Genomic DNA, 26,979 nt, shown 5'->3' with positions numbered 1-26,979 from the left:
GTGATGGCGCGGATCGTCGGTGTGCACGGGGTGGGGAAGCAGCGGCTGGGCAGCAGAACGCTGCTGAAGGACTGGGAGCCGGCGCTCGCGGACGGGCTGGACCGGGCGGGCGGCCCGGAACTGGCACCCGGAGATCTGCGCATGGCGTTCTACGGCGACCTGTTCCGCCCCGCCGGGCACACCCTGGCCGTCGGCGACCCGATGTTCACCGCGGCCGATGTGGACGAACTGGAGACGGAGTTGCTGCTGGAGTGGTGGGCGGCCGCCGCCCGGGTCGACCCGGCCGTGCCGCCGCCGGGCGGGGACACCCTGGCCCGCTCGCCGCGCGCCGCGCAGACTGCCCTGCGCGTCCTGCAGCATTCGCGCCACTTCGCCGGCCTCACCCTGCGGGCGCTGGTGTTCGACCTGAAGCAGGTCCGCCGCTATCTGACCGACGAGACCCTGCGGGCGGCGGCCCGGAGCAGGGTCGAGGAGGCGATCGGCCCCGACACCCGGGTCGTGGTCGCCCATTCCCTGGGCTCGGTCGTCGCGTACGAGGCGCTGTGCGCCCGGCAGGGGCACGGCGTGCGCGCGCTGGTGACGCTGGGGTCGCCGCTGGGAATGAGGATGGTCGTGGACCGGCTGCGGCCCGGACCGGAGACCTGGCCGGGGACGTCGTCGTGGACGAACGTCGTCGACGAGGGCGATGTCGTCGCCGCGGTGAAGGACCTGTCGCTGTTCTACGGAACGGGCGTCGTGGGCAGGGTCGTCCACAACGGCTCGCACGCGCACGACGCGGCCCTTTACCTGACCGCGAAGGAGACCGGTGAGGCGGTGGCGGAGGGTCTGGCATGAGCGGGACCGAGCCCCGGCGTTACCTCGTCGCGACCGCCGTCAGCCACTACCCGAACGCTCCCGCGGAGCTGGAGTGGGACCGGCCGGGCCTGGTGGAGGCCCGGCGCGCGATCGTGGACCTGTTCACGGACCGGCTCGGCTACACGCACGTGTCCGACCTGGGCCTGAATCCGACGAAGCAGCAACTGCTGCGCGAGTTGCGCGCGTTCTGCCGGTCCCCGGAGCGTCGTCCGGACGACGTCGTCGCCGTGTACGTCGCCGGGCACGGGGAGGTCCTCGACAACGGCGACTACGTCCTGCTGACCACGGACACCGAGCCGGACGATCTGTACGACGCGTTGCTGCCCGGCACGCTGGCGCGCAAGATCCTCGCCGGGACGAAGGTGCGCCGCCTGCTGCTGATGCTGGACACCTGCTTCTCCGGCCAGGGCGGCAACGAACTGCTCTCCACCATGGCCCGGTTGAAGAACGACTGGCACGAGGACCAGTCCGGCCTGGCGGTCATCACCTCTGCGCAGCCGCGGGAACTGGCGCAGACCGGCGCGTTCCCACAGCTGCTGACGGAGGCCGTGAGCAGCCTCGCCACGGCCGGTTACGCACCCCCGCTGCTGGCGCTGGACGCGGTCGTCAACGCCACCCGCACCAACCCCAAGCGCCCCGACTTCCAGCACATCGGACTGGAGATCATCGGACTGACCGGCGAGGTCCCGCCGTTCCTGCCCAACGCCAAGCACAGCAACCGGCTCTCCCACACCGACATGGCGCTGCAGCAGGCCGCCGAGTGGGACGAGCAGGACAGGCGCCGGGACGCGGAGTTCCGCACGCGGCTGCTGCGGAGGGCCATGGGGCACAGCGATCCGAGCCGGGTGGGTTGGTGGTTCTCGGGCCGGCACGCGGCTCTGCACGACATCACCGAGTGGCTCACCGACCCGGGTCCCGCCGGTGCCCGCCCTTCCCTGGTGGTCACGGGCGCGCCCGGCTCCGGCAAGACGGCCGTACTGGGACTGCTCGCGGCGGTCAGCGACCCGGAGTACCGGCGTACCGTGCCGTTGGCGTCGATCGGCCTGCACGGCAGGCGGCTGCCGCCTCCCGCGGCGATCGGGACGACGGTGTACGCGCAGGGCCTCACCGACCAGCAGATCGTGCGGGCGATCACGGCGGCGCTGCGGCTGCCGCCGGCGGAGGCGGTGGCGGACCTCCTCAACCACCTCGGCACCCGCCCGGTCCCCGACCGTCCCCATGTGATCCTCGTCGACGGCCTGGACGAGGCGGCGACCCCGGCGAGCCTGTGCGCCCAGGTACTCCGCCCCTTGAGAGAACTGGCCGCCCCGTACCTGCGCTTCCTCCTGGGCACCCGCCCCCACCTGTTCACCGCGCTCGGACTCGACCCGGACGACCACATCGACCTCGACTCGCCCCGGTACGCCGACCCGGAGGCCGTGCTCGTCTACACCCTGCGCAATCTCCTCGACGCCCACCCCGACTCCCTGTACCTGGACTGCCCCAACGACATCCGCATGGGTGTCGCGAGCGCCGTCGCCACCGCCGCCGGGACCTGCTTCCTGGTCGCCCGCATCACGGCGGGCACCCTCGCCGCGACCCCGGTGCTGCCCGACCCGGACGACCCGGCCTGGCGCCGCGCCCTGCCCAGCGCGGCGGCCGACGCCATGCACCGCGACCTGCACCAGCGCTTCGGCGACGAAGCGTCCCGCGTCCTCGCGCTGCTGCGACCTCTGGCGTACGCCGAGGGCCAGGGCCTGCCCTGGGAGGACATCTGGGCACCGCTCGCCTCGGAGATCGCCGGGCGCCCGTACACCAACGACGACCTGTACCGGCTCCGGCGCGAGGCGGGCGCGTACGTCGTCGAGGCGGCGGAGGACGGCCGTTCGGTGTACCGGCTGTACCACGAGTCGATGGCGGAGTACCTGCGGCAGGGGCAGGACGTGGCGCGGGTGCAGCGGGCGTTCACGGAGGTGCTGCGGCGGGCCGTGCCGTACGCCGTGGACGGCGGCCGCGACTGGGCCCGGTCACACCCGTACGCCCTTCGCCACCTGGTCACCCACGCGGCCGCGGCGGGTCTGGTGGACGCCCTGCTCGCGGACGTCGAGTACCTCGTCCACGCGGACTACGACACGCTGATGCCCCGCCTGCTGGAGGCCGAGTCCGACGAGGCGCGGCTGAACACGGCGGTCTTCCGTTCCTGTCTCCACGTCCTGCGCCCCCTGGGTGCACCGGCACGCCGCCAGGTACTGGCGGTGGAAGCGGCCCGCTTCAACATCCCGCACCTGGTCGAGACGCTCAACCGCCGGGCGGACAAGCGGGCGTGGCGGCCGTTGGCGGCGTCCGGGGGCCAGTTGTCGAGCGGTCTGCGCAACGCGCTGACCGGACACACGGGTCTGGTGCACGGCCTCGCCTGCACAGAGATGGACGGCCGGCCGGTCGTCGTCACCGGCTCGGAGGACCTGACCGTCCGGGTGTGGGACCTGACCACCGGCGACCCGGTGGGCAGCCCCATGACCGGGCACACCGAGGAGATCGAGGCGGTGGCGTGTGCGGAGGTGGCGGGCCGTCCCGTCGCCGTGTCCGTCTCACGCGACGAGACCGCCCGGGTGTGGGACCTCGGCACCGGCCGGGCGCTCGGTGAGCCGATCCGCGGACACGGCAACTGGGTCATGGCGGTGGCCTGTACGGAACTCGACGGCCGGCCGGTCGCCGTCACCGGTGGCTGGGACGACTACGTCCGGGTGTACGACCTGGCAAGCGGCCGTCAGCTCGGCGAGCCGGTGTCGACCGGTGTCTGGGCCTCGGACCTGGCCTGTGCGGTGGTGGACGGCCGCTCCGTCGTCGTCGTGGCCTCGTCGAAGTCCCTCCTCCTCCTCGACCTGACCACTCGTCAACGGATCGGGCGTCTCGACCGCCGGATCCGCCGTCACACCTCGTACAAAACGGTGACGTGCACCGAACTGGAGGGCCGCCCGGTTGCCGTCAGCACGGACAGACGGGGCCTGGTGCGGGTCTGGGACCTCGCGAGACGCCGTATGGTCACCGAGTTGCCGGAATCGGACGACCAGGCATCAGCGGTGGCCTGTGCCCTGCTGAACGGCCGTCGGGTCGCCGTCGTCGGCTATCACGACGGGACCGCGCGTATCTGGGACCTCGCGGATCGCCGCCCCGTGGGGGCGCCGCTCGCCGGCCACTCCTTCCCACTGCTGGCGGTCGGCCACGCCGAGTTGGCCGGGCAGCCGGTCGTCGTGACCAGCGCCTTCGACACCTTGCGTGTCTGGGACCTGCCTCGGGGGTCCTTCGGCCGGCCGACCGTCGGGCACACCCAGCGTGTCCTCGCGGTGGACCACGCGGTGGTGGACGGTCGCCCTGTGGTCGTCACCGGTTCCGAGGACGCCACCGTGCGCATCTGGGACGTGACGCCGGACTTCCGCAGTCGCGCGTGGTCTTCCGGATACGACAGCGGCGTGTGGTGGCTGAGGTGCAGGCTGGTGAACGGCCGGCCGGCCGTCGTCTCCAGCACTCGACACGGCCCGGTGTCCGTGTGGGACCCGGCGAGCGGCCGGCCTCTGTACCCGCCGTTCGAAGGCGACGGTGAGTTCCGGGCCTGTACCGCGTGTACGGAACTGGACGGCCGCGAGGCCGTGGTGACCGGCACGAAAACGGGTGCGGTGGAGGTACGGGATGTGGCGACAGGCGAGACGATTCGGCATTTCCGTGTGGGTGACGTCGAGATGTACGCCGACTACTGCGTCGTCGACGGGCGTCCGGCCGTCGTGTCGACCTCCCGGTTCCACGAGCTGAACGTCAAGGACCTCGCCACCGGCCGGATGCTCGGCAAGGCGGCGGACCAGCAGCCCCACAGGTCCCTGACGGCCGGTCGGCTGCACGACCGCCCCATCGCCGTCACCACGTCCGAGGACGCGAGCGTCCAGGTGTGGGAACTCCCCGGCTGCCGCCCCCTCGGCGCCCCCCTGTCCGGCCACACCAGATCCGTCTGGACCGTCCGCCTCGCCGAGTGCGATGGCCGGCCCGTCGCCCTCACCGGCTCCGCCGACAACACCGTGCGCATCTGGGACCTCGACCACCGCACCACGATCGACGTCATCCACCTGCCCGGCCCCTGCAGCGCCGTCTCGCTCAGCGCCGACGGTAACCTGCTGGCCTGTGCCTTCGGGAACGACATCGCCGTCTTCAGCAGGAACTGACCCCCCGCCGTACGTACACCACCACCTGCGCCCCGTGCACCCGAACCCGCTCGCACTCCGCGAAGTGCTCCCTCAGGACCCGGCGTTTGAACTTCTCACCCGGGAAGGGGTCCCGTGGCCGGCCCGCCGGGTCCTGCAGGGCGATGAGGCGGTCGGAGGCCAGGATGGTGCGGCGCAGGGCGGACGGCGTGAGTTCCGTGCCGTGCAGGGTGTTCGACCGCTCCGGGGGCCGCGCCAGGGCGAGGTCGTGCACGCGGTCGTAGACCCCGGGGTACGACAGGAGCCACTCGCGGCGCCGGGACGGCATGAACAGCACCCCGTCCCCCGGGCGCGCCAGTCGCTCCACCGTGCGCGCCACTGCCACCACATCGTCCTTGCGGCTCTCGGGGGAGCGCACCCGCGACGACCACGGCAGCAGCACCGCGACCGCCAGAGTCGCCGCCACGCACGCCGTGACGAGCCTCAGTGGCGGAACGAGCCGGTGGCGTCGCCCGATCGCCCACGCCAGCGCCGCCCCGGCCGGCAGCGCCAGGCCCGTCATGCCGTACAGCACGTACCGGTCGACGTACCAGGGCCGCACGAGTGAGAGCGTCATCAGCAGACCGGCCGGGGTGATCAGCAGCGGCAGTGCGAGGCGGGTCACGGCGGCCGCCCCGGGGTGGCGGACCCGTACGAGGAGGCGGCACAGCAGCACCGAAGCGACCGATAGCCCCGCGAAGTGCAGCCACGCGCTCGCCCTGGGACGGCCCAGCCAGCCCAGCTGGGCCTCGGCCTGGCCCGCACTGATCACCATCAGGGGCAGCAGGCTCAGGGCGACGGCGGCGACCGCGACCGCCCATCGGCGCACCTCCCGCCGTCCCGCACCGGACCACCACAGGGTCACCCCGTGCGCGACCGGCGCCAGCGCGGCGAACTCGTGCAACCAGGAGGCGAGGACCAGGGCGACGGCGTACGCCGTCCACCAGCGGCGGCCGGAGCCGGCCGTGGCGCGCAGGAAGAAGTCCGTGGCCCAGGTGACGCCCGCCGTGACCAGGGCGTAGGAGCGTCCTTCCTGGGCGTACTGCTGGACGGTCGGCAACACCGCGAAGACCAGTCCGGCCAGGGTGCCCGCGCGAGGGCCCGACAGGCGCGCGCCGATCGCCCCGACCCCGGCCGCGGCCAGGGCGGTGCCGAGCACCGAGGGCAGCCTCAGGGCGACGAGACCACCGTCCCACACTGCGAAGACGGCGTGCATGAGGAGGTAATAGAGGCCGTGCACGGCGTCGATCTCGCCGAGCAGGCCCCACAGTTCACCGAGAGACCGGTGCGCGACCTGGTACGTGACGGACTCGTCGCGCCACATGCTGTCCTGCCGCTCGATTCCCCACAGGCCGAGGGCCAGCGCGGCCAGGGCCGGTGACGCGATCGGGGCCGCCCGTCTCCAGAGAGCCGCCGCCGGGTCCGTCGGGGGTGACGAGGGGTGCGGGCGGCGGGGGCCGGGGATCGTGCCCGTGGTGTCCAGATGCTGGGTGATGGCTTCCTCCACAGGCGCGGGGGGTCCGTGATCCGCTCGGTGAGACGCGCTCCGCGCCCACGGGGATGCCTGGGGAGAACCAACTCCTCATCGCTGTACGGGTTTTCGCTCCGGTTCCCGATCGTTTCCGGCCGCTGCGGCGGTGCCGGCCCGCGGCCCCTGCAGCACGTACGTCAGCCCGAAGCCCGCGGCCACGACCACCGCTCCCCCCACCGCGTCCAGCACCCAGTGGTTGGCCGTGGCGACGATCGCCGACGCCGTGAACAGGGGGTGCAGCAGGCCCAGGGCCTTCAGCCACCACCGTGGCGCCAGCACCGCGATCACCACCCCGCACCACAGCGACCAGCCGAAGTGCAGGGACGGCATGGCCGCGTACTGGTTGGTGAGGGCCGTGAGCGTGCCGTAGTCCGGCTGGGAGAAGTCCTGGACGCCGTGGACGGTGTCGATGAAGCCGAGCGTCGGCATCAGGCGGGGCGGGGCCAGCGGGTAGAGCCAGAAGCCGACCAGGGCGAGCAGGGTGGTGATGCCGAGGGCGGAGCGGGCCCAGCGGTAGTCGGCGGGGCGGCGCCAGTAGAGGACGCCGAGGACGGTCAGCGGGACGACGAAGTGGAAGGACGTGTAGTAGTAGTCGAAGAACTCGCGCAGCCGGTCGATGCCGGCGACCGTGTGGTTGGCCCAGTGCTCGATGTCGATGCGCAGGGCCCGTTCCAGGGCGTGGATCTGCGCGCCGTGCTCCTCGGCCTCCGCCCGCCCGGCCGAGTTGCTGCCTCCCGTGGCGGCGAGACGGACCTGCGAGTAGGCGGCGTAGGTGACCCGCAGGAGGAGCAGTTCCAGCAGGAGGTTGGGCCGGGTGAGGACCCGGCGCAGGAACGGCAGCAGCGGCACGCGCCGGAAGCGGGACGGGGCGGTGGGCGCGTACCGCGCCGGCAGGGGCGTGCGGTAGTACGACGAGGTGCGGGACAGGAACGGCACGGCGGTGGCGGCGGCGAGGGCGGCCAGCAGCACGACGTTGTCCCGCAGCGGCGCGAGGACCGACATGTTCGGCAGGATCATCTTCGTCGGCAGGGTCATGACCAGGACGACGGTCACCGGCCACACGTACCGGTCGGAGGCGCGCCGGCCCGCCCTGCCGACGACGGCGAGCAGCACCCACAGCAACTGGTGCTGCCAGGCCGTGGGCGAGACGACGATCGCGGCGCAGCCGGTGACCGCGACGGCGAGCAGCGGCTGGCCGTCGCGGAAGTGGCCCACGGCCCGGCGCAGGGCCAGGACGGCGACGGCCGCGCCGAGCACGAGGAAGAGGGCGATCTCCGGCGGGCCGTTCAGGCCGAGCCGCAGCAGGGCGCCGTGCAGGGACTGGTTGGCGAGGTCGTCGGCCGGCCCGCCGAGGCCGGCGCCCGCCATGTGGTGGACCCAGTAGCGGTGGGAGTCGTGCGGCATCGCCGCCCAGGCGATGCCGGTGCCCGCGGCGAAGGTGGCACCGGCGGCGACGGCGGCACGTCTGCGCCCGGTGCACCACAGCAGGGGGGTGAAGAGCAGCAGGGTGGGCTGGAGCGCCGCCGCGACGCCGATGAGCAGGCCGCTGAGCCGTTGCCCGCGGGCGACGAAGCAGCCCAGCAGGACGAGCAGGACCGGCACGATGCTGGTCTGGCCGAGCCACAGGGTGTTGCGGACCGGCAGGGAGAGCATGAGCAGGCTGATGGCGACGGGGGCGGCCAGCAGCGCCGTGCGGCGGCCGACAGGCCGGGGCAGGGCGCGGGCGGCGATCAGGCCGAGGGCCACGACCAGCAGCAGCGTGCCGAAGGTCCAGCCCCAGCCGAGGGCCTGTTCGGCCGAGCGGGTGAGGGGCTTGAGGACGAGACCGCCGAAGGGCGTGCCGGTGAAGCGGGTCGAGTCGTAGAGCGAGCCGGTCACGTGCAGGACGCCGTCCGGTCCGAGCCAGGTCTCCAGGTCCGTGAGCCGTTCGCCGCGCGGGGTGGCGAGGACGACGGCGACCTGCCGGGCCGCGAGGACGGCGGCGATCAGCCACAGGCCCAGCCGGGCGGCTCTCAGGCGCGGGTGGGCCCCTCCGACGGCTGTCGCCCCGAAGGTTTCCGCCGGTCGTCCGCCGTGATCCGCGCTCATCACGTCTCGTCGGCCTCCCGCCCCGGTTCATCCCGCATGTCCGAGATGCGGGAATTCCTCCGCGAACCCTAAGGGGCGTACGGCGCCCCCGGGGGGAAGACGCGAGCCGCCCCGGGTTCACCTGACGTATGTCGTCCTTTTTCCGGACGACGATAGTCCGGGCGGCTCGCACCCGCCTCCGCCGGACGCGAGAAGGATCACATCAAGATCTCGCGGGAACCGCGCACGTCCGGGCAGACGTACCAGCGCAACCACGTTTTACGTGCACCCTGCAACGATGGGCACACCGCCCGTGACGGGCTCAAATCCGCCTATCGTCGCTTTTCGGCCCGTACGACAGCGCCGCCGCGCGGGACCGCGTCCCTGTCCCCGTCGAAAGGTAGGCGAGCGAGTCTTGTCGACTGCCTCAGTCGTCACCCCCGCGTCCGTCCTGCAGACCCGTGCCGCGAAGGCCCCCGACGCCACCGTCACCGACCCCGCGCTCGTCCGGCGCGCGGTGAAGGCGGCCGCGCTGGGCAACGCGATGGAATGGTTCGACTTCGGTGTCTACAGCTACATCGCGGTCACGCTGGGCAAGGTCTTCTTCCCCTCGGGCAACCCCACGGCCCAGCTGCTCTCCACGTTCGGCGCCTTCGCCGCGGCCTTCCTGGTCCGCCCCCTGGGCGGCATGGTCTTCGGCCCGCTCGGCGACCGCGTGGGCCGCCAGAAGGTCCTCGCCCTGACCATGATCATGATGGCCGCGGGCACCTTCGCGATCGGTCTGATCCCGTCGTACGCGACGATCGGTGCCGGCGCGCCGGTCCTGCTCCTCGCGGCCCGTCTCGTGCAGGGCTTCTCCACCGGCGGCGAGTACGCCGGTGCCTCGACCTTCATCGCGGAGTACGCCCCCGACAAGCGGCGCGGCTTCCTCGGCAGCTGGCTGGAGTTCGGCACGCTCGCCGGCTACATCGGCGGCGCGGGCCTGGTCACGCTGATGACCGCGCTGCTCTCCGCCGACGACCTCACGTCCTGGGGCTGGCGCATCCCGTTCCTGATCGCGGGCCCGATGGGCCTCATCGGCCTCTACCTGCGGATGCGCCTGGAGGAGACCCCGGCGTTCGCCGCCGAGGTCGAGAAGGCCGAGAAGGACCGGCCCAAGGTGCCGCTGCGCGAGATGGTCACCGGCCAGTGGCGCGCACTGCTGCTCTGCGTCGGCCTGGTGCTGGTCTTCAACGTCACCGACTACATGCTGCTCTCGTACATGCCGAGCTACCTGACCAGCGAGCTCCACTACGACGAGACGCACGGTCTGCTCGTCGTGCTCGGCGTGATGACGCTGATGATGATCGTCCAGCCGTTCGCGGGAGCGCTCACCGACCGCGTCGGCCGCCGCCCGGTGATCGCCGCCGGCTGCGCGGGCTTCCTGCTGCTGTCCGTCCCGGCCCTGCTGCTGATCCGCGAGGGCAGCCTGCTCGCGGTCGCCCTCGGGATGGGCGCCCTGGGCCTGCTGCTGGTCTGCTTCACGGCCGCGATGCCCTCGGCCCTGCCGGCGCTGTTCCCGACGAAGGTCCGCTACGGCTCGCTGTCCATCGGCTTCAACGTCTCGGTGTCGCTGTTCGGCGGCACGACCCCACTGGTGGTCACCGCTCTGATCGGCGCGACCGGGGACATGATGATGCCCGCGTACTACATGATGGCCGCGGCCGTGATCGGCGGTTTCGCGGTGTGGCGCATGGCGGAGTCGGCGGGACGCCCGCTGCCCGGCTCGGCGCCCTCGGTGGCCGGCCGACACGCGGAGTGAGAGGCCCCTGACAGCGAAGGCCGCACCAACTATCGTCGTCAGCGCCAGTAGTTAGGCACGCTAACCATGCGCTGACGGACGAAAGGCAGGGGTGCATGAGCGAGTCGCACGTCTGGGACGAGGTCGACACCTACTTCACCGACCGGCTCGCCCCGGACGACGAAGCCCTGGCGGCCGCCCTGCGCGACAGCGACGCCGCCGGGCTGCCGCACATCAACGTGGCGGGGAACCAGGGCAAGCTCCTGCAGCTCCTGGCCCAGATCCAGGGCGCCCGCCACATCCTGGAGATCGGCACGCTCGGCGGGTACAGCACCATCTGGCTGGCCCGCGCCCTGCCCGCCGACGGGCGGCTGGTCTCCCTGGAGTACGACCCCCGGCACGCCGAGGTCGCCGTCCGCAACATCGCCCGCGCCGGGCTGGACCGGCTCGTCGAGGTACGGGTCGGGCCGGCCCTGGAGTCGCTGCCCCAGCTCGCCGACGAGAACCCACCGCCGTTCGACCTGGTCTTCATCGACGCCGACAAGGTCAACAACCCGCACTACGTGGAGTGGGCGCTCAAGCTCACCAGCACGGGCAGCCTGATCGTCCTCGACAACGTGGTGCGCGGCGGCCGGGTCGTCGACGCCGGCAGCACCGCCGCGGACGTGACGGGCACCCGCGCCGCGATCGATCTGATCGCCGAGCACCCGAGGCTGAGCGGCACGGCGATCCAGACGGTCGGCACGAAGGGCTACGACGGTTTCGCGCTGGCCCGGGTGGTGTGAGCCCCGCGGTCGGGTGCCGTGAGCCCCGCCGGCGGGTGCGGTGAGCCCCGGCCGCCGGGTGCCGTGAGTCCGGCCGTCACACCTCGTGGTAGAAGCCCACGTTGACGCTGCGCGGGGCGGTGCGGTCCTGCACGACGAGTTCGCCGCTGCCGCCCCGGGGCAGCGGGACGGTGCCGCCGTAGGCGAGGGGCTGGGTGTACTCGCCGATCGTCAGGCGGACTTCGGAGGACGGGTCGGGCTGGGAGCCGCGCAGCCAGGTGACCTGCCAGGTGCCCTCGGGCCCGCACAGGAACTCCAGGTGGACGCGGGAGACGAACAGCCAGTCGTCCGGGGTGCTGAGCCGGCACACCGACTTGTCGCGGCCCACCCGGAGCACGGCACCCGGCTCGCTGGGCGCGTCGGCCATGAGCATGCCGGCCGTGGCACCCTCCTCCGCCGCGGACACGGCGGCCATGGTGAGTTCGAGCACGTGCGCTCCTCCTGAGACGTCCCGGTGGGTCTGCAAGCCCGCCGAATGATAGAACGCCCAGTTGCGCCGTGTCCGGCACAATGGCCTCATGACCGAGCGAAAGCCACCCGGCGTGGACTTCGGGTCCTGGGTCGACAAGCAGATCCGCGACGCGGAGGCGCGTGGGGAGTTCGACCGGTTGCCGGGAGCGGGCCGCCCGCTCCCGCCCGACGTGGAGAGCACCTACGACGAACTGTGGTGGGTGAAGCGGAAGATGGCCCGCGAAGGGCTTTCCGTGCTCCCTCCGGCGCTGGCGCTGCGCAAGGAGGCGGAGGACGCGCTGGAGGCCGCGTACGCGGCGCCCTCCGAGCCGATGGTCCGGAGGATCATCGGCGAGATCAACGACAAGATCCGCGAGATGATGTTCAAGCCGCCGCCCGGCCCCCCGCTGGGAAAGAAGCCGTACGACGTCGAGGACGTCGTACGGCAGTGGCGGGAGCGCCGGGCGGGTCGTTAGCCGGGCCGTTCACCCGGGTCACACGTGCAACAGCCGTTCCGCGAGCTCCCGGTAGTCCTTCAGGGCCAGCCGGAGCTGCTCGGTGTCGGCGGAGGACACGGACCGGCCCTCGCCGCCGCCCTCCACCGACTGCCAGGAGTGGCGCAGGGTGCGGCGGCGCTCGGCCACGGCCTCGGTGAACCGGGCCGCGATCTCCTCCAGCACGTGATCGGCCTCCTCGACAGAGGCCCGGGGCCCGTCGACGAACCCCGCGACGGCGTGCTGCAACCGCGCGCCGAGCTTGTCGGAGTCGTCGTGCGGGAAGAGCCGGTCACGGGCGTCGGCACCGGTCCGGTGCCCGGGGGTGCCGGTGCCGCCGGTGCGGTCGGCGCCGGTGTGGTCGGCACCTATGTGGCCGGCGCCCGTGTGCTCTGCGCCCGTGTGGCCGGCGCCCGTGTGGCCGGTGCCCGTTGCGCCGGCGCCGTGCGCCTCGCCGCGGGTCGTGGCGGTGCCGGGCGCGGCGGTGCCGAGGGTGTCCCCGCGGGGCGCTTCGGTGCCGGGCGCGGTGGTGCCGTCGCCGGCGCCGTGCGGTGCCGCCGGGCCGGGCGTGCCCGTGCCGGGGGCCGTCGCGCGGTCCGCGTCGGTGCCCTGGTGCGTGCCGTGGCCCGTGCCCAGGGCGCTCTCGCCGCGGGCGTCGGGCGCGGTCGGCGTGTGGTCGCCGGGCGGTCGGGTCATGTCGGTCATCGCCTCAGCTCTCCTTCGCCTGACGTCGGTTCATCGCCCACGGCATGTGGCCACCGCGGGTCTCGGCCTTGCGGCCGCCGTTCCGTCCGGCACGGTGATGCCCCTCGTGCCGGTTTTCCTCGTGGCGGCCACCGTCGTGGCGGCCGGGCCGCACCAGTTCCTCGAACAGCGCGCGGGCCGCCACCATGGCCTCACGCATGTCTTCCGTACCCTGGCCGCCGTCGCGGGCGTCCTCCGCGCGCAGGTGCGCCGCGCGGTGCACGCGCCGGTAGCCGTCCACGTGGTGGGCATGGTGCACGGACAGCGCGGCGAGCTGCTCCTCGTACTGCCCGCCGTCCGGGAAGCCCCGGACACCGGCCAGCTCGGCGATCAGCCGGTCCGCCTCGGCGACCGCGTCCCGCGGCGAGTCGACGAACCGCTCCTGGGCGGCCGTCCAGCGCGCCTCGTACTGTTCGCGCTGGGCCGGCTCCAGCGGCCGTTCGCGCAGGTCACCGTGGCGTTGCACGCGCTCGGTCAGCTCGCGCTCGGCGGCCTTGGTGTCACCGTCGTGCCGGGCGACGACCCGCTCGTACTCGGGTCCGAAGCGCCGCTTCAGGCTCGGGCCACGCCGAGGCCCGCGGGCGCGCAGGGTCATGACGGCCGCGATGATGACGACGACCGCCGCGATCACGATCAGAGCAATGATCAGGCCAGTGGACATGAATGCCTTCCGGGTTCTCGGCCCAACCGGCCGTCCTCGCGAGCCGGTTCGCTGTTCGGGTTGCCCCAAAGCCCGCCGCCAAACGGCGCCCGGGCCGGCCGGGGACGCCCGGGCGTCCGCCCGTTAACCGGTTGCGTGACGGGTGGGACACATGTCGAGAATGCGGGTCATGACCTGGACCGTGCTGCCGGAACCGTACGACTCCGCGGTCGCCACCGCGCTCTGGCGGGCGTACTACACCGAGGTGAGCGACCGCTGGTACCTGCTGCACGAAGGGCGGCGCACCGACCCGGACGAGCTGGAGCGGGAGATCGCGAAGCAGCCGGGCGCGGACCTCGTGCCGCCGCGCGGGCAGCTGCTGGTCGCCCGGTACGGCGGAGAGCCGGCCGGCACCGCGGGCGTACGGCTTCTGGACGCCACGACGGCCGAACTCACGCGGGTCTTCGTGCACGGGCCGATGCGCGGCCAGGGCGGCGCGCCGCTGCTGGTCCGGGCCGCCGAGGACGCCGCCCGGGCGCTCGGCGCCGCGCGGATGGTCCTCGACACCCGCGGCGATCTCGTGGAGGCCCGCGCCCTGTACGCCCGGCTCGGCTACCGCGAGACCGCGCCGTACAACGACGCCCCGTACGCGGAGCACTGGTTCAGCAGACGGCTCGCCTGAGGTCAGACGGGCCGTTGCGCCGCCCGCGGGGCGTCCGGCCGCTCGCGCCGCGCCCCGCACAGCTCGCCGTTCAGCTCCCGCACGAGCCGCTCCAGGTCGGTCGGCCGGTCCGGCCCCCACCAGTCGCCGAGCAGCTCGGCGAGGGAGTCCTCACGCGCCTGGGCCAGCCGCTCGGCGACCTCGCGCCCCTGGTCGGTCAGTACGAGGTCGAGGCCCTGCCGCAGGGCGAGCCGCCGTTCCTCGACCTGCCGGGAGGCCTCCATGATCACGGGCAGGTCCACGGGCCCGCGCTCGGCCAGCACGCCCGGCTCCACCGAGCCGTACCGGCGGATGCGGAGCAGCAGCCAGCTCGCGGCGGGCAGCAGGTCGTAGCCCGCCCGGGCGGTGATCGTCCGGTAGATCTCGCGCCGGCCCTCCCGGGTGCCGAGCACCGACAGGGCGCGGCACACCTCGTCGTACGAGGACCGCTCGACGGGGTTGCTGGCCAGGGTCTGGGTGGCGTCGGGCGCGGTGACCGAGCCGCGCAGGCGGTCCTCCTTGAGGAACCAGGCCAGGACGAAGCCGAGGAGGGCGACGGGGGCGGCGTAGAGGAAGACGTCGGTGATGGCCGTGGCGTAGGCGTGCAGGGCCGGTGGGCGCAGGTCGGGCGGCAGGGCGGCGATGCCGCGCGGGTCGGCCTCCAGCGTGTCCACCGAGGCTCCGGGCGGCAGGGGGGCTCCCCGGAAGGCGTCCGTGAGCTGGTCGCCGAGCCGGCCCGCGAAGACCGTGCCGAAGACGGCGACGCCGAACGAGGCGCCGATGGAGCGGAAGAAGGTCGCGCCGGAGGTGGCCACGCCCAGGTCGGCGTACGGGACGGCGTTCTGCACGATGAGCACGAGGACCTGCATCACGAGCCCGAGCCCGAGCCCGAAGACGAAGAAGAAGCCGCTGAGTTCGGCGGTGGAGCTGTTCTCGTCGAGCTGGTGCAGCAGGAGCAGCCCGAGGGTGGTGATCCCGGTGCCGGCGATCGGGAACACCTTCCAGCGGCCGGTGCGGCTGACGATCTGCCCGGACGTGGTCGAGGCCAGCAGCAGCCCCAGCACCATCGGGAGCATGTGCACACCGGACATGGTGGGGCTCACGCCCTGCACGACCTGGAGGAACGTCGGCAGGTAGGTCATCGCGCCGAACATCGCGAAGCCGACGACGAAGCTGATCACGGCGGACAGCGTGAAGGTCCGCACGCGGAACAGCCGCAGCGGCAGCACCGGTTCGGCGGCCCGCCGCTCGACGGCCACGAAGGCGACGGCGAGGACGACGCCCAGGACCGCCAGACCGACGACCTGCGCGGACCCCCAGCCCCAGGTCGTGCCGCCGAGGGAGGCGACCAGCACCAGGCAGGTGGCGACGGCCGCGATGAGGAAGGTGCCCAGGTAGTCGATGACGTGCCGCCGCGCGGTGCGCGGGATGCGCAGGACCGCGGCGATCACGGCCAGCGCGACGACGCCGACGGGCAGATTGACGTAGAACACCCAGCGCCAGCTCGCGTGCTGGGTGAGCAGCCCGCCGAGCAGCGGCCCGAGCACACTGGTCGCGCCGAATACGGCCCCGAACAGCCCTTGGTAGCGGCCGCGTTCGCGCGGGGGCACGAGGTCGCCGACGATCGCCATCGACAGCACGATCAGCCCGCCGCCGCCGAGTCCCTGCACGGCCCGGAAGGCGATCAGCTGCGCCATGTCCTGCGCCGCGCCGCACAGCGCGGACCCGACCAGGAAGATCACGATCGCGGTCTGGAACAGCCGCTTGCGCCCGTACTGGTCGCCGAGCTTTCCCCACAGCGGGGTCGCGGCGGTGGCGGCCAGCAGGTATGCCGTGACCACCCAGGACAGGTGATCCAGCCCGCCGAGATCGCTGACGATCGTCGGCAGCGCGGTCGAGACGATGGTCTGGTCGAGGGCGGCGAGCAGCATCCCGAGCAGCAGGGCTCCGATGGAGACCAGCACGTTCCCGGGCACCTGCTCCGGGGCCGCGGCGCCCGCGGCCGACGGCTTCGTGGCGTGGGTGTCCCCGGCCATGAGACCTCCCGAGGTCCTGTGACTTTTTCCATCGTGACCGGTGTGCGGGGGTATGGCCCGCCGAGCCCTTTTGGAAGCCGTCCTTCCGGGGGCTCGCCCGCCGCGCTGTGGAGAAGATCTGGATAATCTCTGGAGTTCGCGAGGGGAGGGAGGAACGCGTGGAGCAGCCTGACGGCCACCCGTGCCCGGAGTGCGGCGCGCCCAGACAGCGGGACAACACCCCTTCCTGCGCCTGCACCCACCGCGCCGCCGAGGCCCTGCGCGACGCCCGCACGGCTCAGGCAGCGGCGGCGGAGGACTTCGATCCCCTGCGGATCCGCCCGTACGTGGAGATCACCGGCGCCACCGGGCCGGGCCGTGGCGCCCCGGCCGGGGAGAACGCCGCGCCGGAGAGGGCCGTGGGGCAGGAGAGGGCGGCAGAAGCGGTCGTCGCCCCGCCGGTGCCGTCCCCGGCGGGGCGTGCGACGGCCTCGGACGCGGCCGGTGGCGAGAAAGCGGGGACCACCCCCGCCACCCCCGCCTCCCACGCCCCACCGGCCTCCTCGGCGCCACCGGTCTCCCCCACCGAGGCCACCACCCGGCTCCACCCGGTCGACCCCGCCGGACCGGTCGACCCCGCAGGACCGGCCGGACCCGTCGACCCGGACGCGACCGCTCCGCTTCCCACGGCCGCGGACACCACGGCACTGCCCGCTCCCCTCGTACCGGGCGCGAGCGAGCCCAGCGTCACCGACCTGCGCCTCTTCGACGGCTCGGGAACGGAGCCCGGCGCTCCGGAAGCGGACGGCTCCGAAGCGGACCGGCCCCGGCGCCGGCGCCGTACGGTCCTGGTCGCCGCTGCCGCCGCGTGCGTGGGCGCCGTCGCCGCGGCCGGGTACGCGACCGGGCTGTTCACCTACGAGAGCCCCACCCGGAACACGGCCCTGCCGGACGACATCCGGGCTAGCGTGCCGGACGCCCCGGCGAGCAGCGCGGCGTCCGTGTCCCCGGAGGGCACGCCGTCGGCCGGCCCGTCGTCGCCCTCCCCGTCGCCCGCCTCACCGTCCCCCAGCGCGAGCGCGTCGCCCTCCCCGTCGCCGTCCGCGACCAGCGCCTCGCCGAGCCCCTCGCGGACGCCCGGACCGTCGGCCTCGGCGACGTCCGCCGCGCCGACGGGTCCGGGCGCACCGGAGAACGCGGGCCAGAACGGCGGTGCCACCGTCCTGCGCCGCGGCGACAGCGGCCCGGAGGTCACCGAACTCCAACTGCGACTGCGGCAGTTGCTCCTCTACAACGACGACGCCGACGGCTCCTACGGCCAGCGACTGGAGGACGCGGTCCGCACCTACCAGTGGTCCCGCGGCGTCCGGACCGACGACCTAGGCGTCTACGACCGGCAGACCCGGGAGAAGCTGGAGGCGGAAACCCGGGAGCCCTGACCGAACCGTCCGCCGTACGGTGACGCCGTGACCATGCGAGTGATCGTTCTCAACGGCGGTTCCAGCTCGGGCAAGTCCGGCATCGTCCGGTGCCTCCAGGAAGTGCTGCCCGACCCCTGGCTGGCCTTCTCGGTCGACGACTTCGTCGACGCGATGCCGGCGCGGCTGCGGGACTCGGAGGCCGGCATCACCTTCGCGCCGGACGGCGGTGTCAGCGTGGGCGCGGAGTTCCGCGCCCTGGACACGGCCTGGTCGCAGGGCATCGCGGCGATGGCCAGGGCGGGTGCCCGGGTGCTGGTCGACGACGTCTTCCTCGGCGGACCGGCGTCCCGGCAGCGGTGGGAGCGGGCCCTGGCCGGCCTGGACGTGCTGTGGGTCGGCGTCCGGTGCGACGGGGAGGTCGCGGCCGGGCGCGAGATCGCGCGCGGGGACCGGGTGCGGGGCATGGCGGCGGCCCAGGCCCGGATCGTGCACGAGGGCATGACGTACGACGTGGAGGTCGACACCACCCACGCGGAGTCCCTGGCGTGTGCACGCACCATCGCCGCGCATGTGCACTGAGCCGGGCCCGGTGCGCGGCACGATCGACCGAGGCGCGGCATCGACGGTGGCTCGGCACGATCGGCCGACGCACGGCATCCGCGGTGACTCGGCGCGATCGACCGACGCACGGCATCCGCGGTGACTCGGCACGATCGACCGACGCGCCGCGCCATCGTCGGACGCCCCGTGATCAACCGATGTGCAGCCGGACCGTCCCGTCCTCCGCGGCGCGCACCCGTACCTGCCTGAGGTCCTCGACCACCACGTCCGGCTCGTGGAACGCGGCCCGGGGTCCGACTCCGACGACCGTCATCCCGGCGGCGCGCCCGGCCGCGATCCCGGCTCCGGAGTCCTCGAAGACGACACAGTCCGCGGGATCGACGCCCAGCTCGGCGGCGCCCTTGAGAAAGCCCTCCGGGTCCGGCTTGCTGGCCCCGACGGACTCCGCGGTGACCCGTACCTCGGGCAGGCCGAGGCCGGCCGCGGCCATCCGCGCCGTGGACAGCGGCACGTCGGCGGAGGTCACCAGCGCGTGCGGCAGCCCCCGCAGGGAGGCCAGGAACTCCGGCGCCCCGGGAACCGGCACGACACCGTCCGTATCGGCCGTCTCCTCGGCGAGCATCCGGGCGTTGTCGGCGTGGTTCTGCTCCATCGGCCGGCCGGGCAGCAGCAGCGCCATGGAGGCGTAGCCCTGCCGCCCGTGGACGACCTTCATGACCTCGTCCCCGTCGAGCCCGTGCCGCTCGGCCCAGCGCCGCCAGACGCGTTCGACGGCGGCGTCGGAGTTGACCAGGGTGCCGTCCATGTCCAGCAGGAGGGCGCGGGCGGTGAGCACGGCGGTGGCCGTCATCGGCAGCTCCAAGGCTCGGGGCGCGTTCCAGCGCGGGAGGGGGGCGGACGGCGGGTCGCGTCCGTCGCACCCCGGAGGGACAAGGCGGCCCCGCCCGCCGGTCAGGGAAAACGGGCGGAGGCCACTTTGTTTCTCCACGGTACAAAACAATCCCGTGTTCGCGCCAGGGGCCCCTGCGGACGTTCACCCACTGTTCAGCTCAGCCGGTCACGGCCTCCCACAGGCTCCACACCCCGAGACCCAGCATCAGCAGCGCCGCGATCTGCGTGATGAGCCGCAGCGGCACCTTCTTCATCAGCGCCTTTCCGCCGACGATGCCGAGCCCGGCCACCGCCCACAGCGCCAGCACCGCGCCCAGGCCGACCGAGAGCGGGTCGTCGTAACGGGCGGCCAGGTTCGCGGTCATGATCTGCGTCAGGTCGCCGAACTCGGCGACCAGGATGAGCATGAAGCCCGCGCCCGAGACCTTCCAGAACGACTGGTTCTCCGGCTTGCGGACCTCCTCCTCGTCCTCGCCCTTCTTCAGCAGCAGCACCGCGGCGCCACCGAGGAAGAGCACGCCGGTCAGCGCGTGCACGATCTGCTGCGGCAGCAGGGTCAGCACACTGCCGGCCGCGACCGCGAGCGCGACGTGCAGCGCGAAGGCGGCGGCGACCCCGGCGAAGACGTAGGAGGCGCGATACCGGGTGCCGAGGACGAGACCGGCGAGGGCGGTCTTGTCCGGCAGTTCGGCGAGGAAGACGACGCCGAAGACGACGGCCGTCACGGTCAGGCTGATCAAGGGTTCCTCAATCGGTCGGGGCTGCCCCACCGAGAGCGCTGATCCTGTCGGGAACTCCCGACGCGACACCTCGGCACGGCAGCGCACTGGGCGCCCGTGCCGTACGGCACGGGCGTGCACTGCTTGCCGAAGGTCTCGCTGGCCGGTCCGGAAAAGGACCTGCCTCCGGGCGCCGGCTCAGGCGAGCTGAGCAGTATGTCGACGGTCCGGCGAAGAGCTACTCCCCTTCTGCGCCGTCCATGGTACGCGACGGCCCTGGAGTGAAAAGTTCCGTCTTGAATCTTGTCATGTCATGCACGCGTCACTAACTTCTCACCGGACGCACACCTGTGCGCAACACGGCACCGCGAGCATTCCCTCGCTCGCCCGCCAACACCCCCTCTCTCCCCAGGGAGTTCGCATGCCCAGGTTCTACGCGCGTCGACGGCTCGGCGTGGCCGCGGCGTTCACCGCTGTCATATCCTCCGCGGCCCTCTTCAGCGCCCCCACGGCCTCCGCCGCCCTCCCCACCCCGGTCAGCGGCGCCACCGCCCGCTCCTACCTCGCCACGCTCACCGTGACCACCGAGGACCGCACCGGCTACAACCGCGACCTCTTCCCGCACTGGATCACCCAGTCCGGCGCCTGCAACACCCGCGAGGTCGTCCTCAAGCGCGACGGCACCAACGTCGTCCAGGACTCCGCCTGCGCCGCCACCAGCGGCAGCTGGTACTCCCCCTACGACGGGGCCACCTGGTCCGCCGCCTCCGACGTCGACATCGACCACCTGGTCCCGCTGGCCGAGGCGTGGGACTCGGGGGCCGACTCCTGGACGACCTCCCGCCGCCAGGCCTTCGCCAACGACCTGACCCGCCCGCAGCTCATCGCGGTCACCGACAACGTCAACCAGGCCAAGGGCGACCAGGACCCCGCCACCTGGATGCCCTCCCGGACGGCGTACCGCTGCACCTACGTCCGCGCCTGGGTCCAGGTGAAGTACTACTACGGCCTCTCGGTCGACTCCGCCGAGACGTCCGCCCTGACGAACCACCTCGCGAGCTGCTGACACGCGCGGGGAATTCGTGTCGGAACCTCCCCGCTGACCTCCGTCGTTCCGTACCGTACGGGGCGACGGAGAGGGGAACACCATGGCCGGACTGCGCCTCGGACCGCTGCTGAGGTACACCGACGGCTCGTCCGCGACCGTATGGGTCGAGACGAGCCGCCCGTGCACGGCCGAGGTGCGCTGCGCCGACGGCGCCGGCGGCACGGCCCGCACCTTCCAGATCGCGGGCCACCACTACGCGCTCGTGCCGGTCAGCGGCCTCACGGCCGGGACGACCACGACGTACGAGGTCCTCCTCGACGACACCCGGGTGTGGCCGCTGCCCGGCTCGCCCTTCCCGCCCTCCGCGATCCACGCGCCGGGCCCGGGCGGCGCCCTGCGGGTCGCCTTCGGCTCCTGCCGCTGGGCCTCCCCGCCGGCGGGCGGGGACGACCCGGTCGGCCCGGACGCCCTGGACGCGCTCGCCACCCGCCTCGCGGCGGACCCGGAAGGCGAGCGGCCGCACGTGCTGCTGCTGCTCGGCGACCAGGTGTACGCCGACGAGACCTCCGACGCCACGCAGCGCTGGCTGGCCGCCCGCCGCGACCTGAAGGAGCCGCCGGGCAGCGGGGTCGCGGACTACGAGGAGTACACGCACCTCTACTACGAGTCCTGGCTCGACCCGCGCATCCGCTGGCTGCTGTCCACGGTCCCGAGTTTCATGATCTTCGACGACCACGACGTCATCGACGACTGGAACACCTCCGCCTCCTGGCTCGCCGACATGCGCTCCACCGGCTGGTGGCGGGAGCGGTTGCTGAGCGGCCTGATGTCGTACTGGGTCCACCAGCACCTGGGGAACCTCTCCCCGCAGGAGCTGGCCGCCGACCCGGTCTACGAGCAGGTCCGCTCCCTGCCCGACGGCACGGACGTGCTGCGCACCTTCACCGCCCGGGCCGACGCCGACCCGGCCACGGCCCGCTGGAGCTACCGGCGCGACTTCGGCCGCGTACGGCTGGTGATGGTGGACAGCCGGGCGGCACGCGTCCTCGGCGAGGAGGAGCGCTCGATGCTCGACCCGGGCGAGGAGGAGTGGCTGCGCGAGCAGGTCCTGGACTCCCCCGGCGCCTACGACCACCTGCTGATCGGCACCTCGCTGCCCTGGCTGCTGCCGCACCTGGTGCACGACGCGGAGGGGTGGAACGCGGCGCTCTGCGGGGGCGAGCGGGGCGCCCGCTGGGCCGGGCTGAGCGAGAAGGTGCGACGGGCCGCCGACCTGGAGCACTGGTCGGCGTTCCCGGAGTCCTTCGCCCGGCTGGCGGAGCTGATCGCCGAGGCCGGGTCGGGGACCGACGCGCCGGCGACGGTGTGCGTGCTGTCCGGGGACGTCCACCACGCCTACATCGCCGAGCCCTCGTGGCACTCCCGGCGGGAACCGGCGGCCCGGGTGGTGCAGCTGGTCTGCTCCCCCGTCCACAACTCGGTGCCGCTGTCGATGCGGCTGGCCTTCCGGGCCGGCTGGAGCGCGGCGGCGCGCGGCTTCGGCCGCCTCCTGGCCCGGCACGGCCGGCTGTCCCGTCCGCCGGTGGACTGGCGCAAGACGGGCGGACCCTGGTTCGGCAACCAGCTCATGACCCTGACCCTGCGCGGCCGTTCGGCCCGGCTCCGGCTGGAGCACGCCAAGGCGCGGCAGGGGACGGGCCCGCGGCTGACGACCCTGCTGGACTCCGAGCTTGCCCCGTAACCGGGGCCTATCGCCCGGTTGTTGACGCTGTGACCCATGCTGCTGGTGACGCATGTCACAGCACGCGCCCTTCCTCCCCCACGGCCTCCATCACCGCTCCCGGCGACGGCATGATGAGGCGGACCGTCCGCTTCCCCTCCGGCGGACCTCCGCCCACGCACCCCCACGCCCTGGAGCCCCACCCTTGTCTGCGTCGCCCGAGGAACCCGCACCGGCAGAGGCATCCGTACCGCTCGGGACGACGGGGTCGCTCTCCGTCGCCCTCGTCGGGGCCGGGCCCCGCGGGACCAGCGTCCTGGAACGCCTGTGCGCCTCCGCCCCGGAACTCCTCCCGTCCGGTGTCCGGCTGACGGTCCATGTGATCGACCCCGACCCGCCCGGCCCCGGCCGCGTCTGGCGCACCGCCCAGTCGCCCGAGCTGCTGATGAACACCGTGGCCTGCCAGGTCACCCTGTTCACCGACGACAGCGTGGACTGCTCGGGCCCGATCCGCCCGGGCCCGAGCCTGTACGAGTGGGCGGACGGCGCGCTGGGCCCGGACGCGTACCCGGCCCGGGCCGACTACGGGCGTTATCTGGAGTGGGTGTTCGCCGAGGTCGTGCGGCTGGCACCGCCCGCCGTCCGCATCGAGACGCACCGGGCCCGCGCCACCCGCCTCGACGACGCACCCGACGGCCGGCAGACCCTCACCCTCGACGACGGCCGCACCCTGACCGGCCTGTCCGCGGTGGTCCTGACCCAGGGCCACCTGCCGACGACCCCCGGCCCGGACGAGGAACGCCTCGCGGCCCACGCCGCCCGTCACGGACTGCGCCACGTCCCGCCCGCGAATCCGGCCGACGTCGACCTGTCCGGCCTCCTCCCGGGCGAACCCGTCCTGCTGCGCGGCCTCGGCCTGAACTTCTTCGACCACATGGCCCTGCTGACGACCGGCCGGGGCGGCCGCTTCGTACCCGGCGACCGGGGCCTGCGCTATCTCCCCTCCGGGCGGGAACCGCGGCTGTACGCCGGTTCGCGGCGCGGTGTGCCGTACCAGGCGCGCGGCGACAACGCCAAGGGCCCCTACGGCCGGCACGTGCCGCTCGTCCTCACGCCCGAGGTGATCGCGGGTTTCCGCAAGCGCGCCGACTCCGGGGAGGCGCCCGACTTCCTGGCGGAGATATGGCCGCTGGTGGCGAAGGAGGTGGAGACGGTCTACTACCGGGCCCTGCTGCGCGGAACGGGGAGCGCGGAGCGGGACTTCGCCGACCGCTTCCTCGCCGTCGCGCACGGGGACCCCCACGAGGCCCTGGTGCTCGCCGACTTCGGCGTGGCGGAGGCCGACCGGTGGTCCTGGGAGCGGATGGCCCGGCCGTACGCCGGGCGGGAGTTCACCGGTCCGGGCGCCTGGCGCGACTGGCTGCTGGCGCACCTGCGCGAGGACGCCGCGCAGGCCGCCCTGGGCAATGTGCGCGGCCCGCTGAAGGCGGCCCTCGACGTCCTGCGCGATCTGCGCAACGAACTCCGGCTGATCGTCGACCACGGCGGGCTCGCCGGCGCCTCCCGCCGGGACCACCTCGACCGCTGGTACACGCCGTTGAACGCCTTCCTCTCCATCGGCCCGCCCCGGCGCCGCATCGAGGAGCTCGCCGCCCTGGTGGAGGCGGGGGTGGTGGAGGTGCTCGGACCGCGCCTGCGGGTGACGGAGGCGGCCGGGGGCTGGACGGCGGAGTCACCCGACGTGCCGGGTTCGGCCGTCTCTGTGAGAACGCTCATAGAGGCCCGGCTGCCGGAACCCGACCTGCGCCGCACGGCCGACGCACTCCTCGCCGGGCTGCTCCGGGCGGGGCAGTGCCGCCCGCACACCGTGGACGGTTACGAGACAGGGGGGTTGGATGTGACGCCGCGCCCCTATCATCTGATAGATCGTCAAAATCGGGTGCACGGGCGGAGGTTCGCGTTCGGTGTACCGACGGAGGGTGTGCACTGGGTGACGGCGGCGGGTGCCCGCCCGGGGGTGGATTCGGTCACTCTTTCGGACGCGGACGCGGTGGCGAGAGGGGCCCTACGTGCGGCTGGGGCCGACACTGAGCCGCGGCCAGAGGTAAAGCAGTGGCCAAATGTTGAACTTGCAAGCATCTGTTAGGCAGACCTAACGTGGGGCGATCGGTTCTGTCCCCCGACCGGCCCTCCCCAGGCCGGCCGACCGAAGGAGACCCCCACATGACCGCTCGCCTCAACGGCGCCCAGCCCTACGCCCTGGCGCTGTTCAGGATCGTCATCGGCCTGTTGTTCGCCTGCCACGGCGCCGTCGCTCTCTTCGGCGTCCTCGGCGGCGCGGACGGCAAGGGCGGCACGGCCGCGACCGGCGCCTGGCCGAACTGGTACGCCGCCGTCATCGAACTCGTCGGCGGCACCCTGGTCCTGCTGGGCCTCGGCACGCGGATCGCGGCGTTCGTCTCCTCCGGCGCGATGGCCTACGCGTACTTCAAGGTCCACCAGCCGGAGGCGCTGTGGCCGATCCAGAACAACGGTGAGGGCGCGGCCATGTACTGCTGGGCCATGTTCCTGCTGATCTTCACGGGCTCCGGCGCGTTCGGCCTGGACCGGCTGCTGAAGCGGCGCACCGCCGAGCCGGGCCGGCGCACCGCGGAGCAGACGCCGGTGGCCGTCTGACCCCTCCGCGGCCGACGGACCCGACGGCGTCTTCCCGTACGCGGGGAGGCGCCGTTCTCCTTGTCCGGGTCCGGATGCGGCCCTCACCGGGTGCCCGTTCCCTTCGCCCCCTTACGCGCCCCGGGCCACCCGTCCGAAGGGCACCGTGAAGCAGGCCACCCGCGCACCCGCGCCGCCCGGCACGTCGTGGATCACCACCGAGGACGCCTCCCCCCGCCGGAAGCCCCACCGGTGCCGGGCGGTCGCCGCGCCCCTGCCGTACCGGTCGGCCGTGAAGTCCAGCCAGACCTCGTTGTGCGGTCCGACGTGGTGCGGATCGCCCGAGGGCCGGTGCTGGTAGTGCCCGCCGGCGGCCTGCGGGTCGGCACCGCAGGGCTCGGCGTGCACGTGGACGCCGTAGGCGTGCCCGGGCTTCATCCCGGTCACCCTCATCCGGACGGTCGTGGCACCGCCGCGAACCGTGCGCTGGCCGACCTCGATCCACGCGCCCACGGGTACGAGGGCGCGGTCGAAGGTGAGCGCCGCCGGCCGCTCGGCGGTGCCCGGCGGGGCGAACCGGGCGTCCGTCCGCATCACGTAGGCCCCGGTACCGCCCGGGCCGCTCACGAACACAGCGGCGGCGACGGCGCCCGCGCACATCCCAGCCAGCATCGTCTCCACCGTTCCTCACCCGGGGCGGGCCCCGGGGCACCGCGCGTCTTCTCCGTTGCTACGGGACGCCCGGACCCACCGCCCGCCGGGGCGCGGCAGCCGGGTGACAACGTGACGACCCGGGACGAGGTGAACACTCCGTACCGAACGTCCGAGCCCCCCGTGAACCACCCGTCACACCCCCGCGTACGCTGTATGGCTGTCATCGGCCACCCCTGCCGCTCCCCCCGCGCCATCGCGGCACGGTCTGGCCCACGGGGGATCACGGGGAGTCGCGGTGCTGGAGCAGGTGGGGTCGCTGATCGGCGGCCCATGGATCTACGCGGTCGTCACCCTGTCCGTGCTGCTGGACGTGTTCCTGCCGGTGCTGCCCAGCGGGGTGCTGGTGATCACGGCGGCCACGGCGGCGGCAGCGGGCACGGCGACCGACGTGCCCGACGTCCTGGTGCTGATCCTGTGTGCGGCCACCGCCTCCGTCCTCGGTGACCTGGTCGCCTACCGGCTCGCCTGGCGCGGCGGCGCCCGGCTGGAGCGGGCCATCTCGCGTTCCCGGCGGCTGACCACCGCGCAGGAACGTCTCGGCGCCGCCCTCGCCCGGGGCGGTGGTGCGCTCGTCGTCCTGGCCCGCTTCGCTCCCGCCGGCCGCTCGGTCGTCTCCCTCGGCGCGGGTGCCGCGCACCGCCGCGCCCGCGACTTCCTGCCCTGGTCCGCCCTGGCCGGCCTGACCTGGGCCTGCTACAGCGTCGCCCTCGGCTGGTTCGGCGCCCACTGGCTGGGCGCGAGCTGGCTGGGGACGGCGGTGTCGGTCGGGGCGCTGTTCGCGGCCGGGGCCGGGGCGGCGTATCTGATGCGGCGCGAGCCGAGGCCGTCGTAGCGCGGCGCGCACTCCTCACCACGATCGAACCAAGACCTGGAAGAGGCTGGGACATTGACGACAACGGCGTCGCGGGAAGCCTCGGAGAGCACACCCACGGAACGGGGGGC

General features: G+C 73.4%; 22 protein-coding genes. 13 read left to right on the top strand and 9 right to left on the bottom strand.

Annotated elements, in window-relative coordinates:
- Positions 1-3: 3 nt before the first annotated feature.
- Both ACIGAQ_RS12840 and ACIGAQ_RS12835 read left to right on the top strand, forming a co-directional pair.
- A complete protein-coding gene (locus ACIGAQ_RS12840) occupies positions 4-834 on the top strand; it encodes a hypothetical protein (protein WP_399782005.1) in 831 nt (276 codons plus the stop codon).
- Complete coding sequence (locus ACIGAQ_RS12835) at positions 831-5,045, top strand: caspase family protein (protein ID WP_399782003.1); 4,215 nt, start codon at positions 831-833, stop codon at positions 5,043-5,045. The genes ACIGAQ_RS12840 and ACIGAQ_RS12835 overlap by 4 nt, the downstream gene beginning before the upstream one ends.
- Here the strand turns inward: ACIGAQ_RS12835 and ACIGAQ_RS12830 are convergent.
- Complete coding sequence (locus ACIGAQ_RS12830; RefSeq protein WP_399782001.1) at positions 5,032-6,570, bottom strand: glycosyltransferase family 39 protein; 1,539 nt, start codon at positions 6,568-6,570, stop codon at positions 5,032-5,034. The two genes, ACIGAQ_RS12835 and ACIGAQ_RS12830, sit on opposite strands and share 14 nt — an antisense overlap.
- A gap of 75 nt (positions 6,571-6,645) precedes the next feature.
- A complete protein-coding gene (locus ACIGAQ_RS12825; RefSeq protein WP_399781998.1) occupies positions 6,646-8,682 on the bottom strand; it encodes a phosphatase PAP2 family protein in 2,037 nt (678 codons plus the stop codon).
- A 394-nt stretch (positions 8,683-9,076) separates the two neighbouring features.
- Here ACIGAQ_RS12825 and proP point away from each other — a divergent pair, with 394 nt between their 5' ends.
- A complete protein-coding gene (proP, locus tag ACIGAQ_RS12820; RefSeq protein WP_399781995.1) occupies positions 9,077-10,462 on the top strand; it encodes a glycine betaine/L-proline transporter ProP in 1,386 nt (461 codons plus the stop codon).
- A gap of 95 nt (positions 10,463-10,557) precedes the next feature.
- Positions 10,558-11,226, top strand: a complete 669-nt coding sequence (locus ACIGAQ_RS12815) for an O-methyltransferase (protein WP_399781992.1) — start codon at positions 10,558-10,560, stop codon at positions 11,224-11,226.
- A 76-nt stretch (positions 11,227-11,302) separates the two neighbouring features.
- Here ACIGAQ_RS12815 and ACIGAQ_RS12810 read toward each other — a convergent pair whose 3' ends face one another.
- Positions 11,303-11,695 (bottom strand): hypothetical protein, encoded by a 393-nt coding sequence (locus ACIGAQ_RS12810; RefSeq protein WP_311684985.1) that lies wholly within the window; start codon positions 11,693-11,695, stop codon positions 11,303-11,305.
- A gap of 88 nt (positions 11,696-11,783) precedes the next feature.
- Between ACIGAQ_RS12810 and ACIGAQ_RS12805 the strand changes: the two genes are divergently transcribed.
- On the top strand, positions 11,784-12,191 hold the full coding sequence (locus tag ACIGAQ_RS12805) for a DUF1992 domain-containing protein (protein WP_399781989.1): 408 nt from the start codon (positions 11,784-11,786) through the stop codon (positions 12,189-12,191).
- Positions 12,192-12,209: 18 nt separating this feature from the next.
- Here ACIGAQ_RS12805 and ACIGAQ_RS12800 read toward each other — a convergent pair whose 3' ends face one another.
- Positions 12,210-12,914 (bottom strand): hypothetical protein, encoded by a 705-nt coding sequence (locus ACIGAQ_RS12800; RefSeq protein WP_399781986.1) that lies wholly within the window; start codon positions 12,912-12,914, stop codon positions 12,210-12,212.
- A 4-nt stretch (positions 12,915-12,918) separates the two neighbouring features.
- Complete coding sequence (locus ACIGAQ_RS12795) at positions 12,919-13,614, bottom strand: hypothetical protein (RefSeq protein WP_399781983.1); 696 nt, start codon at positions 13,612-13,614, stop codon at positions 12,919-12,921.
- 169 nt (positions 13,615-13,783) lie between these two features.
- Between ACIGAQ_RS12795 and ACIGAQ_RS12790 the strand changes: the two genes are divergently transcribed.
- Positions 13,784-14,275 carry a GNAT family N-acetyltransferase gene (locus tag ACIGAQ_RS12790; RefSeq protein WP_399781980.1) on the top strand — a complete coding sequence of 164 codons (492 nt, stop codon included), beginning with the start codon at positions 13,784-13,786 and terminating at the stop codon, positions 14,273-14,275.
- A gap of 2 nt (positions 14,276-14,277) precedes the next feature.
- Here the strand turns inward: ACIGAQ_RS12790 and ACIGAQ_RS12785 are convergent, their stop codons facing one another.
- A complete protein-coding gene (locus ACIGAQ_RS12785) occupies positions 14,278-16,329 on the bottom strand; it encodes a DHA2 family efflux MFS transporter permease subunit (protein ID WP_399781977.1) in 2,052 nt (683 codons plus the stop codon).
- Between the two features lie 158 nt (positions 16,330-16,487).
- Between ACIGAQ_RS12785 and ACIGAQ_RS12780 the strand changes: the two genes are divergently transcribed.
- Positions 16,488-17,747 carry a peptidoglycan-binding protein gene (locus ACIGAQ_RS12780; protein ID WP_399781974.1) on the top strand — a complete coding sequence of 420 codons (1,260 nt, stop codon included), beginning with the start codon at positions 16,488-16,490 and terminating at the stop codon, positions 17,745-17,747.
- A 33-nt stretch (positions 17,748-17,780) separates the two neighbouring features.
- Entirely contained in the window at positions 17,781-18,308 is a 528-nt protein-coding gene (gene cpt / locus ACIGAQ_RS12775) for a chloramphenicol phosphotransferase CPT (RefSeq protein WP_399783148.1), read from the top strand.
- A 172-nt stretch (positions 18,309-18,480) separates the two neighbouring features.
- On the opposite strand, the gene ACIGAQ_RS12770 is transcribed toward cpt, so the two are convergent.
- Together ACIGAQ_RS12770 and ACIGAQ_RS12765 are read right to left on the bottom strand one after the other, a co-directional pair.
- Entirely contained in the window at positions 18,481-19,140 is a 660-nt protein-coding gene (locus tag ACIGAQ_RS12770; protein ID WP_399781971.1) for an HAD-IA family hydrolase, read from the bottom strand.
- Positions 19,141-19,339: 199 nt separating this feature from the next.
- Positions 19,340-19,921 carry a TMEM165/GDT1 family protein gene (locus ACIGAQ_RS12765; protein ID WP_094057267.1) on the bottom strand — a complete coding sequence of 194 codons (582 nt, stop codon included), beginning with the start codon at positions 19,919-19,921 and terminating at the stop codon, positions 19,340-19,342.
- A 400-nt stretch (positions 19,922-20,321) separates the two neighbouring features.
- Between ACIGAQ_RS12765 and ACIGAQ_RS12760 the strand changes: the two genes are divergently transcribed.
- The 4 genes from ACIGAQ_RS12760 (at position 20,322) to ACIGAQ_RS12745 (ending at position 25,344) form a co-directional block, all read left to right on the top strand.
- Positions 20,322-20,966, top strand: coding sequence for an HNH endonuclease family protein (locus ACIGAQ_RS12760; RefSeq protein ID WP_399781968.1), 645 nt, complete (start codon positions 20,322-20,324; stop codon positions 20,964-20,966).
- Between the two features lie 82 nt (positions 20,967-21,048).
- The gene (locus ACIGAQ_RS12755) at positions 21,049-22,689 is read left to right on the top strand and encodes an alkaline phosphatase D family protein (protein ID WP_399781965.1); all 1,641 of its coding nucleotides are present in this window, start codon (positions 21,049-21,051) and stop codon (positions 22,687-22,689) included.
- A 184-nt stretch (positions 22,690-22,873) separates the two neighbouring features.
- Complete coding sequence (locus ACIGAQ_RS12750; protein WP_399781962.1) at positions 22,874-24,814, top strand: FAD/NAD(P)-binding protein; 1,941 nt, start codon at positions 22,874-22,876, stop codon at positions 24,812-24,814.
- A gap of 77 nt (positions 24,815-24,891) precedes the next feature.
- Positions 24,892-25,344, top strand: a complete 453-nt coding sequence (locus ACIGAQ_RS12745; protein ID WP_311685005.1) for a DoxX family protein — start codon at positions 24,892-24,894, stop codon at positions 25,342-25,344.
- Between the two features lie 111 nt (positions 25,345-25,455).
- On the opposite strand, the gene ACIGAQ_RS12740 is transcribed toward ACIGAQ_RS12745, so the two are convergent.
- On the bottom strand, positions 25,456-25,995 hold the full coding sequence (locus tag ACIGAQ_RS12740) for a superoxide dismutase family protein (RefSeq protein ID WP_399781958.1): 540 nt from the start codon (positions 25,993-25,995) through the stop codon (positions 25,456-25,458).
- Between the two features lie 277 nt (positions 25,996-26,272).
- Between ACIGAQ_RS12740 and ACIGAQ_RS12735 the strand changes: the two genes are divergently transcribed.
- Positions 26,273-26,869: a VTT domain-containing protein gene (locus ACIGAQ_RS12735; RefSeq protein WP_311685007.1), complete on the top strand. Its 597-nt coding sequence runs from the start codon at positions 26,273-26,275 to the stop codon at positions 26,867-26,869.
- Positions 26,870-26,979: the final 110 nt, after the last annotated feature.

The sequence above is a fragment of the Streptomyces sp. NPDC085932 genome, assembly GCF_044540525.1.
GTDB lineage: Bacteria > Actinomycetota > Actinomycetes > Streptomycetales > Streptomycetaceae > Streptomyces > Streptomyces levis.
This window is presented reverse-complemented; position numbering and strand designations above follow the sequence as displayed.

What these genes read in the sequence shown, in the direction of transcription:
- ACIGAQ_RS12795 (WP_399781983.1), bottom strand. Translation starts at nt 13,614, where the DNA reads ATGTCCACTGGCCTGATCATTGCTCTGATCGTGATCGCGGCGGTCGTC.
- ACIGAQ_RS12815 (WP_399781992.1), top strand. Translation starts at nt 10,558, where the DNA reads ATGAGCGAGTCGCACGTCTGGGACGAGGTCGACACCTACTTCACCGAC.
- ACIGAQ_RS12825 (WP_399781998.1), bottom strand. Translation starts at nt 8,682, where the DNA reads ATGAGCGCGGATCACGGCGGACGACCGGCGGAAACCTTCGGGGCGACA.
- cpt (WP_399783148.1), top strand. Translation starts at nt 17,781, where the DNA reads ATGCGAGTGATCGTTCTCAACGGCGGTTCCAGCTCGGGCAAGTCCGGC.
- ACIGAQ_RS12800 (WP_399781986.1), bottom strand. Translation starts at nt 12,914, where the DNA reads ATGACCGACATGACCCGACCGCCCGGCGACCACACGCCGACCGCGCCC.
- ACIGAQ_RS12805 (WP_399781989.1), top strand. Translation starts at nt 11,784, where the DNA reads ATGACCGAGCGAAAGCCACCCGGCGTGGACTTCGGGTCCTGGGTCGAC.
- ACIGAQ_RS12840 (WP_399782005.1), top strand. Translation starts at nt 4, where the DNA reads ATGGCGCGGATCGTCGGTGTGCACGGGGTGGGGAAGCAGCGGCTGGGC.
- ACIGAQ_RS12790 (WP_399781980.1), top strand. Translation starts at nt 13,784, where the DNA reads ATGACCTGGACCGTGCTGCCGGAACCGTACGACTCCGCGGTCGCCACC.
- ACIGAQ_RS12785 (WP_399781977.1), bottom strand. Translation starts at nt 16,329, where the DNA reads ATGGCCGGGGACACCCACGCCACGAAGCCGTCGGCCGCGGGCGCCGCG.
- ACIGAQ_RS12740 (WP_399781958.1), bottom strand. Translation starts at nt 25,995, where the DNA reads ATGCTGGCTGGGATGTGCGCGGGCGCCGTCGCCGCCGCTGTGTTCGTG.
- ACIGAQ_RS12755 (WP_399781965.1), top strand. Translation starts at nt 21,049, where the DNA reads ATGGCCGGACTGCGCCTCGGACCGCTGCTGAGGTACACCGACGGCTCG.
- ACIGAQ_RS12760 (WP_399781968.1), top strand. Translation starts at nt 20,322, where the DNA reads ATGCCCAGGTTCTACGCGCGTCGACGGCTCGGCGTGGCCGCGGCGTTC.
- ACIGAQ_RS12770 (WP_399781971.1), bottom strand. Translation starts at nt 19,140, where the DNA reads ATGACGGCCACCGCCGTGCTCACCGCCCGCGCCCTCCTGCTGGACATG.
- ACIGAQ_RS12835 (WP_399782003.1), top strand. Translation starts at nt 831, where the DNA reads ATGAGCGGGACCGAGCCCCGGCGTTACCTCGTCGCGACCGCCGTCAGC.
- ACIGAQ_RS12745 (WP_311685005.1), top strand. Translation starts at nt 24,892, where the DNA reads ATGACCGCTCGCCTCAACGGCGCCCAGCCCTACGCCCTGGCGCTGTTC.